Raw genomic sequence first — 15561 nt, forward strand, 5'->3', positions numbered from 1 at the left:
CTTATTTCGCCTTCTCCCCTATCTGTCTGCAGACCTCTTTCTCCAGCTTCCGCAAAATTTCTTCAAGATTCCTGGGAGATTCCAGCCCTGCCGCTCTTTGATGTCCGCCTCCGCCAAACACAGAGGCCACCAGGTTGACGTCCACCGTATCTCCCGAACGAAGGCTGACCTTATACCCGCCTTCCCGAAATTCGTAATAAAATACGGCAACTTCCACGCCCTCTGTCAGGCGAAGCTGACTGACGATCCCGTTAAGATCCGACGGCCTGACGTCAAACGCCGCCATTTCCTCTTTGGAAAGTCCTGCCACGATCATCCGTCCATCCAGGAGCAGGCGGCTTTCTACCAGCATTTTCCCAAGGATCCTGTTTTGCTTGTCCGTCTTTTCATAATAGGTCTTTTGAATGATATTAGCGGCATCCACTCCCTTTTCCAGCAAAACCGCCGCCATCCGATGGGTGGAGGGAGCCGTGCAGGGATATTGAAACACCCCTGTATCATGGATGATTCCCAGATACAGAGCCTCTGCAGCCCTCTTGGAAATCTTTTCCGGATCAAGGAGCTGATACACCAATTCCGCCGTGGAGCTTGCCTCCTGATCCACATAGGCCTCCTCCGTAAAGGGCCCCTGGCCGATATGGTGGTCGATGCAACATCTCCGCTTTGCTTCTTCGAACAAAGGCGTCGAAAACTCCAGTCGTCCCTTATCTGCACAATCCAGGCAGAAAAACAGATCATACGGTTTTCGGGAGGAGGGAAGCTGATGGCGGATCTCTTCGATCCCTTCCAGAAATTCAAAGGACTTGGGAAGCTCTCCCAGATAGATATCCACCGTCTCCGCCAGCCGGTTATCCCGCAGATAATGATACAGCGCCATACCGGACCCTGCACAGTCGCCGTCTGGACGGATGTGGCCGCTGATGGCGATCCTCCTGGCGTCTCCCAGGATTTCCTCTATCGTTCTATTCTTCATCTGCTTCTTCCTCGATCTCTCGTCTTGCCAGCCGCTCTTTTTCTGTGATCTCGTCAATTTTTCTGGACATATTGACCCCATATTCAATAGACTGGTCCAGCACAAAGGTAAGTTCCGGTGTATTTCTCAGATTCAACTGAGCTGCCAGCTCCTTGCGGATATACCCTTCTGCGCTTTTCAGGCCTTTCATGGTTTCCGTCTGTGCTTCCTGATCTCCTAAAACACTGATATAGATCTTGCAGGTTTTTAGATCCGGAGCCACTTCCGCCGCCACCACGGAGGTCCAGGGAGCCACCCGGGGATCCTTGATCCCTCCCCGGATGATAGATCCTACAGCCCTTTGCACCTCTGTATTTACACGCGTATTTTTAATGCTTCTCTTTCTCATAATCCGCCTCTTTCCAGGCAGAAGTCCTATCTTGGGACTTCTACCATCTTGTATGCTTCTACTCTGTCTTCTTCTTTCACGTCATTAAAGTTTTCGAATACCAGTCCGCACTCATAGCCGGTACGCACTTCTTTTACGTCATCCTTAAACCGCTTCAGAGAGGCCAGTTTTCCCTCAAAGATCACGGCGTCGTCCCGGGTGATCCTTACAGAGCAGTCTCGCTCAAACGTTCCGTCCAGAACATAGGATCCTGCAATCGTTCCCACTCCGGAAGCTTTGAAGATCTGGCGAACCTCTGCATGTCCCAGTACCTTTTCTTCAAAGACAGGATCCAGCATGCCCTTCATAGCTGCCTCTACGTCCTCAATTGCCTTGTAAATTACCCGGTACATCCGAAGGTCCACGCCTTCTCTGTCTGCCGTTTCTTTTGCCGCCGCATCCGGTCTTACGTTAAATCCGATGATGATGGCATTAGAAGCAGATGCCAGACTTACATCTGACTCGTTGATGGCTCCCACGCCGCCATGGATCACCTTGACTACCACCTCGTCATTAGACAGCTTCAGAAGACTCTGCTTCATTGCTTCCACAGATCCTTGTACGTCTGCTTTTATCACAATGCCCAGCTCTTTTAGATTGCCTTCCTTGATCTGGGTAAACAGATCATCCAGAGACAGCTTCGCTTTGGTATCCTCCAGAAGCTTTACCTTGCTCTGTGAAATAAAGGTTTCCGCAAAGCTTCTTGCTTCCTTGTCATTTTCACAGTTCACAAAGACTTCTCCTGCATTGGGAACATCGTTCAGTCCCAGGATCTCTACCGGCATAGACGGTCCCGCTTCCTTTACCCGTCTTCCTTTATCATCCATCATGGCCCGGACTTTTCCGTAAGCGGCTCCCGCTGCGATAGGATCTCCTACCCGCAGGGTTCCTTTTTGTACCAGGATCGTTGCAACAGAGCCTCTTCCCTTATCCAGCTCTGCTTCCAGAACCAGACCCCTTGCCTTACGGTTTGGATTGGCTTTTAATTCCAGCACCTCTGCCGTCAGTACCAGCATTTCCATCAGGTCATCCAGTCCTTCTCTGGTCTTGGCGGAAACCGGAACAAAAATAGTGCTTCCTCCCCAGTCTTCGGGAATCAATTCATACTCTGCCAGTTCCTGTTTTACACGGTCGATATTGGCACTTGGTTTGTCTATCTTGTTGACTGCGACTACGATCTCCACTCCCGCTGCTTTTGCATGGTTGATGGCTTCCACCGTCTGGGGCATCACGCCGTCGTCTGCCGCCACTACCAGGATCGCGATATCCGTGGAGCTGGCTCCTCTCATACGCATTGCCGTAAAGGCTTCATGTCCCGGAGTATCCAGGAAGGTGATCTTCTCCCCGTTGACGTCCACTACATAAGCTCCGATATGCTGGGTGATCCCTCCTGCCTCTTTGTCGATCACATTCGTATCCCGGATCGCATCCAAAAGAGAAGTTTTTCCGTGGTCTACATGCCCCATAACGCATACCACCGGCGGCCGTTTCGTCATAGTGTCTTCCGATTCATCCTCTTCCCGCAGAAGCTCTTCGATCACGTCTACCACTTCCTCTTTTTCACACAGAACATCAAACTCCAATGCGATCTCCTCTGCGGTTTCGTAGTTGATCTCCTGGTTGACCGTTACGATCTGGCCCTTCAGAAACAGTTTTTTCACAATAACAGAAGGTACGATCTTCATCTTGTCCGCCAGCTCCTTGATGGTAAGCACTTCCGGCAGAATGATCGACTTGATCTGTTCTTCTGCTTTTTGCACCTTGGACTGAGGCTTCTGGATCAAAGGCTTGGTTTCCGGGGTCTTTTTCCCCTTCTTCTGTCTGTTGTCCTCATCTTTTCTATAATCCTTCTTCTTAAAGTCTTCTTTTCCCTTCCCTTTTGCTCTTTGAGGCTTTTGTCCTTCTACAACAGAAGAAAGGGGGTCTGATACTTTCTTGTCGCCTCTTCTGTCCGTCGGCTTTCTCTGATTCCAGTCCTTCTTCTCTCCTCCCTGGCCGTACCGACTGCCCTGAGGTCTGTCTCCTCCCTGGAACCTTCCTCCCTGGGATCTCTCTCCCTGGGGTCTGTCACTTCTCTGGAATCTGTCACCTTGCGGACGATCCCCTCTTGGGAAGCGATCATTATGTGGACGGTCTCCCTGGGGTCTGTCATTTCTCTGGAAACGGTCGTTCTGCGAACGGTCTCCCTGAGATCTGTCGTTTCTTGGGAATCGATCCCCCTGTGGCCTGTCGCTTCTTGGGAACCTGTCACTTTGCGGTCTGTCGCTTCTTGAGAAACGGTCGCCCTGCGGACGGTCTCCTCTTGGACGATCTCCCCCGTTTCTTTCCGGTTTGGAGAATTGCTCTTTTTGAGGCCTGTCGTTTTTCAGTATGTTTCCTTCTCCCGATATATGCTTTTCCGTCTGTTCTTTTTTTACAGGTTTCGTTTCTTCTCTCATTCCTTTTGCCACAGCAGCTTCCTTTTCTGTCGTTTGATTGATCTTGATCTCTTCTGCCGGCTTTTCTGCCTCTTCTTTCACATCTTCCGGCTTTCTCATTCCCTGCCTGGGAGCGGGTTCCTCTTTTACTGCCTCTTTTTGCAGTCTTCCATTGTTGACCTGCATCGGTTTTCCCGGATGAGGAATTTTCCCCTGTGCTGCCCCTCTTTTCTGTCTGCCTCCCCCACTCTTACTGTTCTGAGGACGGAATACGTGGACAATGCTCTTCTTTTTAGGTGCTTCCGACACTTTTTTTGCCTCTGCCGTATCCTCCGGCTTTTCTGTTTCCGGCTGCTCTGTTTTTACTTTCTCCGCTTTCACGGAAGACTCTCCGCTTTGAAAATGATTTCTTACCATATTCGCTTCCGTTTCTTCAATGCTGCTCATATGGCTTTTTGCTTCTATATGTTTGTCGCCCAAAAACTTCACCAGTTCCTTGCTGGGAATATCCAGTTCTTTGGCCAGTTCATATATCTTGATTTTTGACATCTACACTACCTCCTTATGCAATTGTACCGTCATCTGTTTCCATCGCTTTTCGGATCCCGTTGGCAAACCCTTCATCCAGGACCGCCAGGGAAGCCCGAAACTCTTTTCCCATTGCATTTCCCAAGGTATCTTTATCTTTATAAAAATAGATTGGTACTCCGTAAAATTCACACATGTTTCGGAATTTTTTCTTTGTGTTTTCCGAAGCGTTTCCCGCAACCACCACCAAAGACGCACGTCCGTCTTTGACGGCCTTCTCTGTGGAAAATTCTCCGCTGACTGTCCTTCCTGCCTTAGTCGCCAGGCCGATCAGGGACAGCGCTTTATCTGCTTTCAATCCGGCTCATCTCCTTTTTCAGTGACTCGTATACGTCCTGCGGGATCCCTTGCTTAAAAGACCGCTCCAGGCCTTTGTTTTTGATTGCCAGCTCCAGGCACTTCTGATCCGGGCATACATATGCACCCCGTCCGTTCTTTTTGCCTGTCTGATCCAAAAGAAACTCTCCTTCTCCGGTACGGATTACCCGGATCATTTCTTTTTTGCTCTTCATTTCCTGACATCCGACGCACTTTCTCAAGGGTAATTTCTTTGTTCCTGTCACAGTATCACTCCCTACTCCTTGCCATCTTCTTCAGTTTCTTCGCAGATTGCTTCCGTGTCTTCTTCGTAATCCTGCTCATATCCGTCTTCGTACATCTCTTCCTCGTAAACACCCTCCATCAGTTCCAGGTAGTTTTCCGGAAGTTCTCCCGACTCAATCGCCTGCGTCTCGTTTTTGATGTCGATCTTATATCCGGTCAGTCTTGCCGCCAGCCTTGCGTTTTGTCCTTCTTTTCCGATCGCCAGTGACAGCTGGTAATCCGGGACGATAACGCTTGCCGTCTTCTCATCCGGATCCGCCATAACCGAGATCACCTTTGCGGGGCTTAAGGCATTCTCGATCAGGATGGCCGGATTATCACTCCAGTTGATGATATCGATCTTTTCTCCTCTTAGCTCATCCACGATCGCATTGACTCTTGCTCCGTTCATTCCCACGCAGGCTCCCACCGGATCCACATCCGGATCATTGGACCAGACTGCGATCTTCGTCCTGCTTCCTGCTTCTCTGGCAATACTCTTAATCTCTACAATGCCGTCCCTTACTTCGGTAACCTCTGCTTCAAACAGGCGCTTCACCAGTTCGGGATGTGTACGGGATACCAGGATCCTCGGTCCTTTCGTCGTGTTCTTCACCTCTACGACATACAGCTTGATCCGCTCTGTCGGCTGGAAGATCTCTCCCTTGACCTGTTCGTTTTCTGTCAGCATTGCATCTGCTTTTCCTAGGTTGATGCTGATATTTCTTCCTACATATCTTTGTACGATTCCTGTAACAATATCTCTTTCTTTTTCAAAGTACTGATCATACACTACCTTGCGCTCTTCTTCCCTGATTTTCTGCAGGATCAGATTCTTTGCGTTCTGGGTGGCGATCCTCCCGAAGGATTTGGATTCAATGGGGATCTGCACTACATCGCCCAGCTCATACCCGCTGTCAATGGCTCTTGCATCCTCCAGGCTGATCTGCTCTACCTTGTCCTCTACCGTTTCCACGACCGTCTTTTCCGCAAGGAGCTGGTAATCACAGGTCTCTCTGTCCATGACCAGTTTAATGTTGTCAGCCTTTCCGAAATGGTTCTTGCATGCATTCAAAAGAGAGTTTTCAATGGCATCCAGCAGGGTTTCCTTGCTGATATCTTTTTCCTTCTCCAGTACATTCAATGCTTCCAATAATTCCGTATTCATCTTTTCCCTCCTTAAAAATCAAACGCCAATCGTATCAGCGCAATTTCTTTCTTCGCAAATGTTTTTTCTTTTTCTTCCTCCATGATTGTAACCTCCGCTTCGGTATAAGACCGGAGGATTCCCCGGAATTCCTTTTTTCCGTCTATCATGGAATAGGTGCGGATCTCTATTTCTTTTCCCAGGCTCCGTTTGTAATCTTTTTCTTTTTTTAAAGGCCGCCCAAGTCCGGGAGAGCTGACTTCCAGAATATATGCGTCTTCCATATAATCGGCCGCATCCAGAAGATCCGAAAGTTTTCGGCTTACCAGCTCGCAGTCATCTATGTTGATTCCGCCCTCTTTATCAATGTAAGCCCGAAGATACCAGCTTCCGCCTTCCTTTACATACTCCACGTCTACCAGTTCAAACTTGTTTTCTTCCATCACAGGAAGAAGCAGTTCTTCTGTCTTTTGTTCATAGCGTTCTTTCTTAGACACTCGTCAACCTCCTTGTTTTCAGCTGTCCTCATTTTGTTTGAAAACCACGAGGGATCTTCCATAAATCGTATCCCCGTAAAATCCGGCAAGTACGGACGCTTTTCCGGCGTATCGCAATAAAGAAGAGTGAACTTTCGTCCACTCTTTTTTCCTGCCCTTATGTAACCTTTCACAGTATAACACCTCTTTTTTCAAAATGCAAGTCCTGTTTCCTCCGGCTCCCGCCTTTCTGGCGTACTTTTTGATATTCTCGGTACTGTTTTCTCCTGATCCTTCTTCTTGTTTTCCCTCCGGCTCCACTCACGAAAAGGAAGCGACTGTTTGTTACCGGCTATCGGAAGATACTATCATGCACTTTTGTATGTGTAATATTACTATATTATTTTGTGAATTCGACTATTTTTTATCAATTCTGTACAGCCATTCTTTTTTGTGCTATGGTAATAAAGGAAAAACGCTCTGAAAGAGAGTATGTCAAAAGAGGAGGAAAAAATCATGTTACAAACTATTGAGAGTGCAAACACCGCCATTAATAATTTTGTATGGGGTGTTCCGGCAATGATTTGTATCATCGGTGTAGGTCTGGTTCTCAGCTTCCGCACCCGCTTTATCCAGTTTCGCAAATTTGGATATGCACTTAAGAACTCTATCGGCCGTATTTTCAGTAAAGAGGAGGCAAAGGAAGGAAGTATCACACCCTTTCAGGCAGTATGTACCGCTCTTGCCGCCACGGTAGGTACCGGAAACATCGCCGGTGTGGCCGGAGCCATCGCCATCGGAGGACCGGGTGCCGTGTTCTGGATGTGGGTTTCCGCTCTTCTGGGGATGTGTACCAAGTATGCCGAAGTTATCCTTGCAGTCCGTTACCGCGAGAAAAACCGTGAAGGAGAATACATCGGAGGCCCCATGTACTACATCAAAAACGGATTGGATAAGAAATGGCACTGGATGGCAGGCCTTTATGCACTTCTGGGATCTCTGACCGTTTTGGGTACCGGAAACGCTACACAGGTAAATACCATCACGACTTCTATTAATTCTGCACTGACAAGTCTTGGTGTTATCCAGGAAAGCCAGGTCAAACTGGTCAGTCTTGTAATCGGTATCGTGATCGCCGTTTTGGTGGCGACCGTTCTTCTGGGCGGTGTAAAACGTATCGGAGGGGTAACAGAAAAACTGGTTCCTTTTATGGCTGTTCTGTTCATCCTGCTGGGACTGGGAGTTGTGATCCTTCACATCAAATCCATCCCTGCCGTATTCCAGTCTATTTTTGTGGGAGCTTTTAATCCCTCTGCATTTACCGGAGGCATTGTAGGAAGCTTCTTCATGACGATCCGCAAGGGTGTGTCCAGAGGAATCTTTTCCAACGAAGCAGGTATCGGTACCGGATCCATGGCTCATGCGTGCGCAGACACAGACGAACCGGTACGTCAGGGAATGTTCGGTATTTTTGAAGTATTTGCTGACACTATCGTAATCTGTACACTTACAGCGCTGACCATCCTCTGCAGCGGAGTGCCGATCCAGTACGGACAGGCAGCCGGGGCCGAGCTTACCATCTCCGGATTTACTTCCACCTACGGAAACTGGGTGACGATTTTCACTGCTGTTGCCATGTGCTGCTTTGCTTTCTCTACCATTCTCGGGTGGGGTCTGTACGGAGCAAGATGTGTAGAATTTATCTTCACGATCAAGGCCGTGAAGCCTTTCATGATCATTTATTCTCTGGTAGCCATTGTAGGCGCCACAATGGATCTGGGACTGATCTGGGGGATCGCAGATACCTGTAACGGTCTGATGGCCATCCCCAACCTGGTGGCATTGTTCCTTCTGTCAGGTACTGTGGTGCAAATGACCAGAAAATACTTTTCTTCAGGGAAATCCTAAATCGTGCAAAGATGATCTTATTCTGTCATACCAAAAAGCAGGCTCCTTTCAGAGTCTGCTTTTTGCTGTCAAAACTATATGTCTGTCTTCTCCGGTAAGTCCTGCCGGGTTGAAATCAGATTTTTTTGATATATCCGCCTGCCTTGCTCAGGAACTCTTTCAGGCGCTCCCTTTCTTCCGGCCATATCTTTGCTACTCTGTCGATTGCAATAATAAAGACAACCACTACCGCATAATCCTTGGCCTGATCGATCACACCGATGCTTTCCAGTACGATCAGCAGCAGATAGATCCCAAACAGAATTGTACGTTTGGGCAGAGCGATCAGACACGCAATGCCAGTCTTGTAGCCCAGGTAGATCTGGTGATTCAGTCCCTTGGATTTTTCAATGCGCCTATCAAGAAACATTCCGATACGGCGATAAAACCAATCCGAGGTAAAAAAGATGGATTGCGCTGCAATGACGATCAATTCCACATTGCCGGCGTATTTTTTCTCCAGGCCCGCCAACCTTGCTGCAATATAAGCCCATCCTCCATTATCAATACAAATATAAACAGAAACGTATATCACTGCCGCAGCAACCACAAGCAAAGGCAGTGCCTTTAAGATTCTCATAATTTTCATCCAGGTGACTCCAACTCTCTTATTTTCGGTCCATTATAAGCGGATACTCCCTTCTGCCTTCTTGTTATATGATTCCCAGAGCCCTGATTTCTTTACGGGATCCACACTCCTGCCTCATTGAAAGTGTACTTTGCTCCATTTATCAGATATTCTCCGGTTACCATGACTCCGTTAGAGTCCAGATAATACCAGCTCTCTCCCAGTTGCTTCCAACCGGTAGTCATCACGCCTTCGTCGGAGAAGTAATACCATCTGCCGCCTATCTGCTGCCAGCCCACAGCCATGCTGCCTCCTTCTGTCAGGTAGTACCAGCCGTCTCCTGCCTGCTTCCAGCCGGTAGTCATCACTCCTCCATTGTCAAAGAAGTACCACTTGTCTCCCGCCTGTTTCCAGCCGGTGGCCATGCTTCCTCCCTCCGAGAAGTAATACCACTTGCCGCCTATCTGCTGCCAGCCCACAGCCATGCTGCCTCCTTCTGTCAGGTAGTACCAGACGTCTCCCGCCTGCTTCCAGCCGGTACTCATCTCTCCTCCGTCATGGAAGAAATACCAGCTATCCCCTACCTGCTGCCAACCGGTGCTCATGGCTCCGCTGCTGCCAAAATAGTACCAGTTTCCACCCAGCTGTTTCCAGTGAACGGCCATTTTTCCGTCGCTGTTCAGATAATACCAGGAATTCCCGATCTGCTTCCAGTCCGTCCGCATCGCTCCGTCCTCATGGAAGAAATACCAGTCATCTCCCACCTGCTGCCAGTTTGTCGCCATTTTGCCACTGTCTGTCAGATAATACCAACTGATTCCGGACTGTTTCCACCCGGTTACCATCGCTCCGTCAGAATCCAGATGATACCAGTGTCCCCCTATCTGCTGCCAGCCGGTCAGCATCTCTCCGCTACTGTTCAGATAGTACCAGTTTCCTTTGTCGTTCAGCCATCCTTTCACATAGGCGCCGTTCGCATCTTTGTAATACCACCGGCCTCCCTGCTGAACCCATCCGCCGGGCTCCTGCCAGATCACATCATCCTCCTGATTGTGAGGAGGATTGGGAACATCCTGATCAGATGATCCGGAAAAATCCGGCCGGATCACTCCCCAGTAGGGATTGTAGTTGTTAAATCCATTATATTTTACGTAGGCAATCTTCTGAACCATCTTCACATTGTTAAAATTCTGGTGATACGTGACATAGTCACTCTCATAGATCCCTACATGACCGTATCCGCCCATTCCGCCCGTATATACCAGGATATCTCCAGGCTTTGGAGTGGCTCCCTGGATCCGCTTCCAGCCTGTCGGAAGTGCATTGCTCGTATAATCGGCTCCGTTCCCAAGTACCGGCATCACTCCCAGATACCGATAATAAGCGCGGATCAGATCCACACATTGTACTCCATAAGCATTATCGTCGTCGATGCTCTTCCCTACCTGGGAACGTACCCAGTCCATGGCTTCATTCTGTGTCCTGCCCGTCCAGGCTTTTGCCGTGGTGCGGTAAGATACCACTCCTAAAAGCATCAAACACACGGCCCCAAAAAGCATGCCCGTCTTCCGTAACATCTTCATGTATCTGCCTCCTTAGAAATATTATGCCCCTCTGTTTTTGATACCTGCCGTATCCCTTTTTGCCTGCTTCAGACGGTTAAGAGATACTTCTTTTCCCTTATAGGAAACTTTCGTTTCCACTCCTTCTTCAAACAAATAGATTGCCTCCACAGTATCCTTTGGCTTTAGCTTTATGCCCCGGACGCCAATGGCGGTCTTCTTCTTTTCCGGCACTTCATCTGTGGAAAATCTCAGGAAGTAACCATTTTTTGATTGTAGCACAATCTGCTGTCCTTTTCCAGCCGGTTTTACAAAAACCACCCTGTCATCTGCAGAAAGTTTTGTGGCACTAACGGTTCTCTTGCTTACCAAAAACTCCGATGCGTCTACTATCTTCAGCATTCCCTGACCGGTTCCAAAAAGCAGTTTTCCCTGATGAAACTGCAGTTCATCACAGGCATAGACCACCTCTTCCGTCGCACTGCTGTAATTACTTATATTGTCTATAGGGATCCCTTTATCTCTGAATTTGCCGCACGGCAGATCCATAACCTTTATCTGATGCATCTGACCGGTATCCGTAAACAGGCAGATCTTTCCCGTGTTCTTGCAGGGGATCACCAGCTTATGCTCTGCATCCGCCGCCTCCTTGTTCCGTTCATATACTGCCGTATCCACCGTTCTGCCATAGCCAAACCGATCCAGCAAAAGGAAGACCTCCTTCTCCTCTATGGCCTTTTCTTCATAAACGGCCTCTTCTGCATTCTCGATCGTCGTCCTTCTTGCTCTTCCGAATTTTTCTTTTAGTCGGTCCAAATCTTCTGTGATCACCTGGCTCATGGAATCATAATTGTTCAAAATATCTTCATATTTTGCAATGTTTGCCAGCGTTTTTTCATGTTCCTGTATCAGGGCCTCCACTTCCAGGCCGATCAGCTTATACAGGCGCATCTCCAGGATCGCTGCAGCCTGACGTTCTGTAAACCGAAGCATGGAAGCCAGTTTTTTGGAAATCTTATTTTTAAACTGGATCTTTTCTACCGTCCCATGGATCAGGCAGTCCTTTGCATCCTGTATGGACTTGCTTCCCCGCAGGATCTCGATGATCAGGTCGATCACATCGCAGGCTTTGATCAGCCCTTCCTGCACTTCTTTTCTGTCTACTTCTTTTTTTAACAGATTCTGGTATTTTCTTGTAGTCAGGTCAAACTGGAAGTCTACATGATGTTCTATGACTTTTTTCAGTCCCATGATCTCCGGTCTTCCGTCTGCCACTGCCAGCATATTGACCCCGAAGGTGTCTTCCAGCTTGGTCTTTTTGTACAGCATGTTTTCCAGATTCTTTGGATCCGCACCCCGCTTCAGTTCGATCACAATACGGATCCCCTCTTTCGAGGATTGATTGGAGATGTCCACAATATCGCCGGTTTTTTTCTGTTCTACCAGACTGCATACATCGTTCAGAAATCTGCCGATCCCGGCTCCCACCATCGTGTACGGGATTTCCGTGATCACCAGCTGCTTTTTCCCGCCTTTTCCTTCTTCTATGGAAACCCGCCCCCGTAAACGGATCTTTCCCATTCCACTCTCATAGATCTCCGGAAGCTGATCCTGATTTACCACGATCCCTCCTGTGGGAAAATCAGGCCCTTTTACATATTTCATCAGCTGCCCGGTGGTAATGTCCTCGTTCTCCATATAGGCCTTGACGGCATCGATCACCTCTCCCAGATTGTGGGTGGGAATGCTGGTTGCCATTCCTACTGCGATCCCTTCTGCTCCGTTGACCAGCAGGTTCGGGATTCTGGCCGGAAGCACCTGCGGCTCTTTCTCCGTTTCGTCAAAATTGGGGACAAAGTCTACAATATCTTTATCCAGATCTGCCAGATACGCCTCCTGGGTCACCTGTGCAAGACGGGCTTCCGTATAACGCATGGCCGCAGCCCCGTCGCCCTCGATGGAGCCAAAATTTCCATGCCCGTCCACCAGAACCATTCCCTTTTTGAAGTCCTGTGCCATAACCACCAGTGAATCATAAATGGAGCTGTCTCCATGCGGGTGGTATTTACCCATGGTATCTCCCACGATACGGGCCGATTTCCGATAAGGTTTGTCGTATCGGATCCCCAATTCATGCATATCATACAGCGTTCTCCTTTGTACCGGCTTTAGTCCGTCTCTGACGTCCGGCAAGGCCCTGGATATGATGACACTCATGGCATAGTCAATATAAGACTTCTTCATGATATCCGAATACTCTGTTCTGATAATCTGTGTATCTTCCATTGTCTTTCTCCTCTATATTTCCTAGATATCCAATTCTGCTTCCGCAGCATTTTCATAAATAAACGCTTTTCTCGGAGGAACTTCCGTCCCCATCAGCATCTCTGTCACCCCGGAAGCCATTCTCGCATCTTCGATCTCTACCTGTTTCAGCACTCTCGTTTCCGGATTCAGTGTGGTATCCCACAACTGTTCCGCATCCATTTCTCCCAGTCCCTTATACCTTTGCAGGGTAAATCCACCTTCATGCGTTCTTCTGTAAGCCTCCAGTGCCTTATCGTCATACAGATATTCTTCCTCACCTTTTTTGGGCATTACCTTATAAAGAGGAGGCATGGCAATATAAATATGCCCTTCGTAGATCAGTTCCGGCATAAACCGATAGAATAAAGTCAGCAGTAGCGTAGAAATATGGGCACCGTCCACATCTGCATCCGCCATGATGATGATCTTTCCGTACCGTAGCTTACTGATGTCAAAATCATTCCCATAGCCTTCGGAAAATCCGCACCCGAAGGCATTGATCATCGACTTGATCTCTGCATTTGCCAGCACCTTGTCGATGCTTGCCTTTTCCACATTCAGAATCTTTCCACGAATCGGAAGGATCGCCTGATATTTCCTGTTTCGGGCCGTCTTTGCCGACCCTCCCGCAGAATCTCCCTCCACGATAAAGATCTCGCACTCTGCAGGAACCCTGCTTTCACAATTTGCAAGTTTTCCGTTGCTGTCAAAGGAGTATTTTTGCTTTACCAGAAGATTTGTTTTGGCCTTTTCCTCTGACCTCCTGATTTTTGCCGCCTTTTCCGCACAGGAGATCACCTTTTTCAATTGCTCCAGATTCCTGTCGAAATATCGGGGCACTTCCTCTCCGGTCACCTTACCGCACGCTTTTGCAGCGTCCGGATTGTCCAGCTTAGTCTTGGTCTGTCCTTCAAATCTGGGATCCGGATGTTTCAGGGAAATTACTGCCGTCATCCCGTTTCTGATATCTGCCCCGGTAAAATTGGCGTCTTTTTCTTTCAGGATCCCCAGTTCCCTGGCATATTGATTCATGATGGTGGTAAACGTCGTTTTAAATCCTGTCAGATGCGTTCCTCCTTCTGCATTATAAATATTGTTGCAGAATCCCAGAACATTCTCATGGAACTCATTGACATACTGAAAGGCACCCTCTACTTCGATGCCTTCTGCTTCTCCTTTAAAATAAACGGGCGGATGAATGGTCTCTTTTTTGGCATTCAGATCCCGGATAAAGCCCAGGATCCCTTCCGGTTCATGATAAACGACCGCCTCCGGTTCTGCTCCCCTTTTATCTGCAAACAGAATCGTCAGCTTCGGATTCAAATAGGCTGTCTCGTGCAGCCTGCTTTTGACTTCTTCGCTTTTAAATTTCGTCTTTTCAAAAATCTGATCATCCGGTAAAAAGTTTACCTTTGTTCCTGTTTTTCTGCTTTTTCCCACCACCGGAAGAAGTCCGTTTTCCAGCGGGATGACCGGAGTCCCTCTTTCGTACCTGTCGTGAAAGATCTTTCCTTCCCGGCTGATCTGCACATCCATGTAGCAGGACAAGGCGTTGACTACAGAAGATCCTACCCCGTGAAGACCTCCGCTGGTCTTGTAGGCTTCTCCGTCAAATTTTCCGCCGGCATGCAAGGTCGTGTAGACGACCCGCGCCGCCGGAATTCCTGTACGGTGCAATTCTACCGGAACTCCCCTTCCGTCATCCTCCACCGTCACGGATCCGTCTGCTTCCAGCGTCACCCGGATATCGGAGCAATAGCCCGCCAAATGCTCATCTACCGCATTGTCTACGATCTCGTAGATCAGATGATGCAGGCCTTTGGTCGATACGCTCCCGATATACATCCCCGGTCTTTTTCGTACTGCCTCCAGTCCTTCCAGTACGGTAATGCTCTCTGCACCATACTCTTTCCTTGCCGCCATGATCTTCCACCCTTTCTCCTTGTTTTCTACTCTCACAGTTTCCATATCGTACCACAAAAAGAAAGCCCCGACAATTGTTATCGGAAATGTTTTGAAAATTCTATTGACAGAATGACCGGTCTGTCCTACAATGAATTCGTGTGTTTCGTTAGAACGTCCGTGTCCGGATCTAACGAACCGGACATTCAAAATCATGAATATAAGGTATTGGAGGTGGACAGATTGGCTAACATCAAATCTGCAAAGAAGAGAATTTTAGTAAACGAAACAAAGGCTGCCAGAAACAAGGCAATTAAATCTAAAGTAAAGACTTACGTAAAAAAAGTTGAGTCAGCAGTTGCGAACAACGATGCAGAAGCTGCTGCTGTTGCTTTAAGAGAAGCAACCGTTGAGATCAACAAGGCAGGAAGCAAGGGTGTATATCACAAAAACACCTGCTCCAGAAAGATTTCCCGTCTTTCAAAAGCGGTCAACAAGATTTCTTAAGAAGTATTTCTTACATAATAATAACAAAAACAGCCATACCGTCACAATGGCTGTTTTTTATTTTGTCTGGAAAACCTGTCCTCCAGTTTCCCACAGAAAAGGAGGCTGCTCCCATCCGGGACAGCCTCCTTTTCAAATCCTGATCTTCTTCAGGTTAT

At 48.3% G+C, this 15561-nt stretch carries 13 protein-coding genes; 2 read left to right on the forward strand and 11 right to left on the reverse strand.

All coding sequences use genetic code 11. The features are described 5' to 3' along the window. Window position 1: 1 nt before the first annotated feature. From SOW26_RS06685 to SOW26_RS06715, 7 genes are read right to left on the reverse strand one after another with little or no spacing between them, the layout of a single operon-like run. On the reverse strand, window positions 2–973 hold the full coding sequence (locus SOW26_RS06685) for a DHH family phosphoesterase (protein WP_320652113.1): 972 nt from the start codon (window positions 971–973) through the stop codon (window positions 2–4). Continuing rightward, a complete protein-coding gene (gene rbfA / locus SOW26_RS06690) occupies window positions 963–1361 on the reverse strand; it encodes a 30S ribosome-binding factor RbfA (RefSeq protein ID WP_154475595.1) in 399 nt (132 codons plus the stop codon). The genes SOW26_RS06685 and rbfA overlap by 11 nt, the downstream gene beginning before the upstream one ends. Window positions 1362–1387: 26 nt before the next feature. Next, complete coding sequence (gene infB, locus SOW26_RS06695) at window positions 1388–4366, reverse strand: translation initiation factor IF-2 (protein WP_320652114.1); 2979 nt, start codon at window positions 4364–4366, stop codon at window positions 1388–1390. Between the two features lie 13 nt (window positions 4367–4379). Further along, entirely contained in the window at window positions 4380–4703 is a 324-nt protein-coding gene (locus SOW26_RS06700) for a L7Ae/L30e/S12e/Gadd45 family ribosomal protein (protein ID WP_154475599.1), read from the reverse strand. Next, window positions 4690–4968: an RNase P modulator RnpM gene (gene rnpM / locus SOW26_RS06705; RefSeq protein ID WP_276960087.1), complete on the reverse strand. Its 279-nt coding sequence runs from the start codon at window positions 4966–4968 to the stop codon at window positions 4690–4692. The genes SOW26_RS06700 and rnpM overlap by 14 nt, the downstream gene beginning before the upstream one ends. Window positions 4969–4979: 11 nt before the next feature. Continuing rightward, a complete protein-coding gene (gene nusA, locus SOW26_RS06710; protein WP_276960086.1) occupies window positions 4980–6155 on the reverse strand; it encodes a transcription termination factor NusA in 1176 nt (391 codons plus the stop codon). Window positions 6156–6166: 11 nt separating this feature from the next. Further along, window positions 6167–6631, reverse strand: coding sequence for a ribosome maturation factor RimP (locus tag SOW26_RS06715; RefSeq protein WP_276960085.1), 465 nt, complete (start codon window positions 6629–6631; stop codon window positions 6167–6169). 495 nt (window positions 6632–7126) lie between these two features. Between SOW26_RS06715 and SOW26_RS06720 the strand changes: the two genes are divergently transcribed. Next, window positions 7127–8518, forward strand: coding sequence for an alanine/glycine:cation symporter family protein (locus tag SOW26_RS06720; RefSeq protein ID WP_154475603.1), 1392 nt, complete (start codon window positions 7127–7129; stop codon window positions 8516–8518). A 115-nt stretch (window positions 8519–8633) separates the two neighbouring features. On the opposite strand, the gene SOW26_RS06725 is transcribed toward SOW26_RS06720, so the two are convergent. The 4 genes from SOW26_RS06725 to SOW26_RS06740 form a co-directional block, all read right to left on the reverse strand. Then, entirely contained in the window at window positions 8634–9146 is a 513-nt protein-coding gene (locus SOW26_RS06725; protein WP_276960084.1) for a hypothetical protein, read from the reverse strand. 92 nt (window positions 9147–9238) lie between these two features. After that, window positions 9239–10708, reverse strand: coding sequence for a hypothetical protein (locus SOW26_RS06730; RefSeq protein ID WP_320652115.1), 1470 nt, complete (start codon window positions 10706–10708; stop codon window positions 9239–9241). Between the two features lie 21 nt (window positions 10709–10729). Continuing rightward, the gene (locus SOW26_RS06735) at window positions 10730–12973 is read right to left on the reverse strand and encodes a DNA gyrase/topoisomerase IV subunit A (protein ID WP_320652116.1); all 2244 of its coding nucleotides are present in this window, start codon (window positions 12971–12973) and stop codon (window positions 10730–10732) included. Between the two features lie 21 nt (window positions 12974–12994). Next, complete coding sequence (locus SOW26_RS06740) at window positions 12995–14917, reverse strand: DNA gyrase/topoisomerase IV subunit B (RefSeq protein ID WP_276960089.1); 1923 nt, start codon at window positions 14915–14917, stop codon at window positions 12995–12997. 222 nt (window positions 14918–15139) lie between these two features. On the opposite strand from SOW26_RS06740, the gene rpsT reads away from it, so the two are divergent. After that, window positions 15140–15403 carry a 30S ribosomal protein S20 gene (gene rpsT, locus SOW26_RS06745; protein WP_154475611.1) on the forward strand — a complete coding sequence of 88 codons (264 nt, stop codon included), beginning with the start codon at window positions 15140–15142 and terminating at the stop codon, window positions 15401–15403. Window positions 15404–15561: the final 158 nt, after the last annotated feature.

Source organism: Suipraeoptans intestinalis (assembly GCF_034091795.1).
Taxonomy (GTDB): domain Bacteria; phylum Bacillota; class Clostridia; order Lachnospirales; family Lachnospiraceae; genus Suipraeoptans; species Suipraeoptans intestinalis.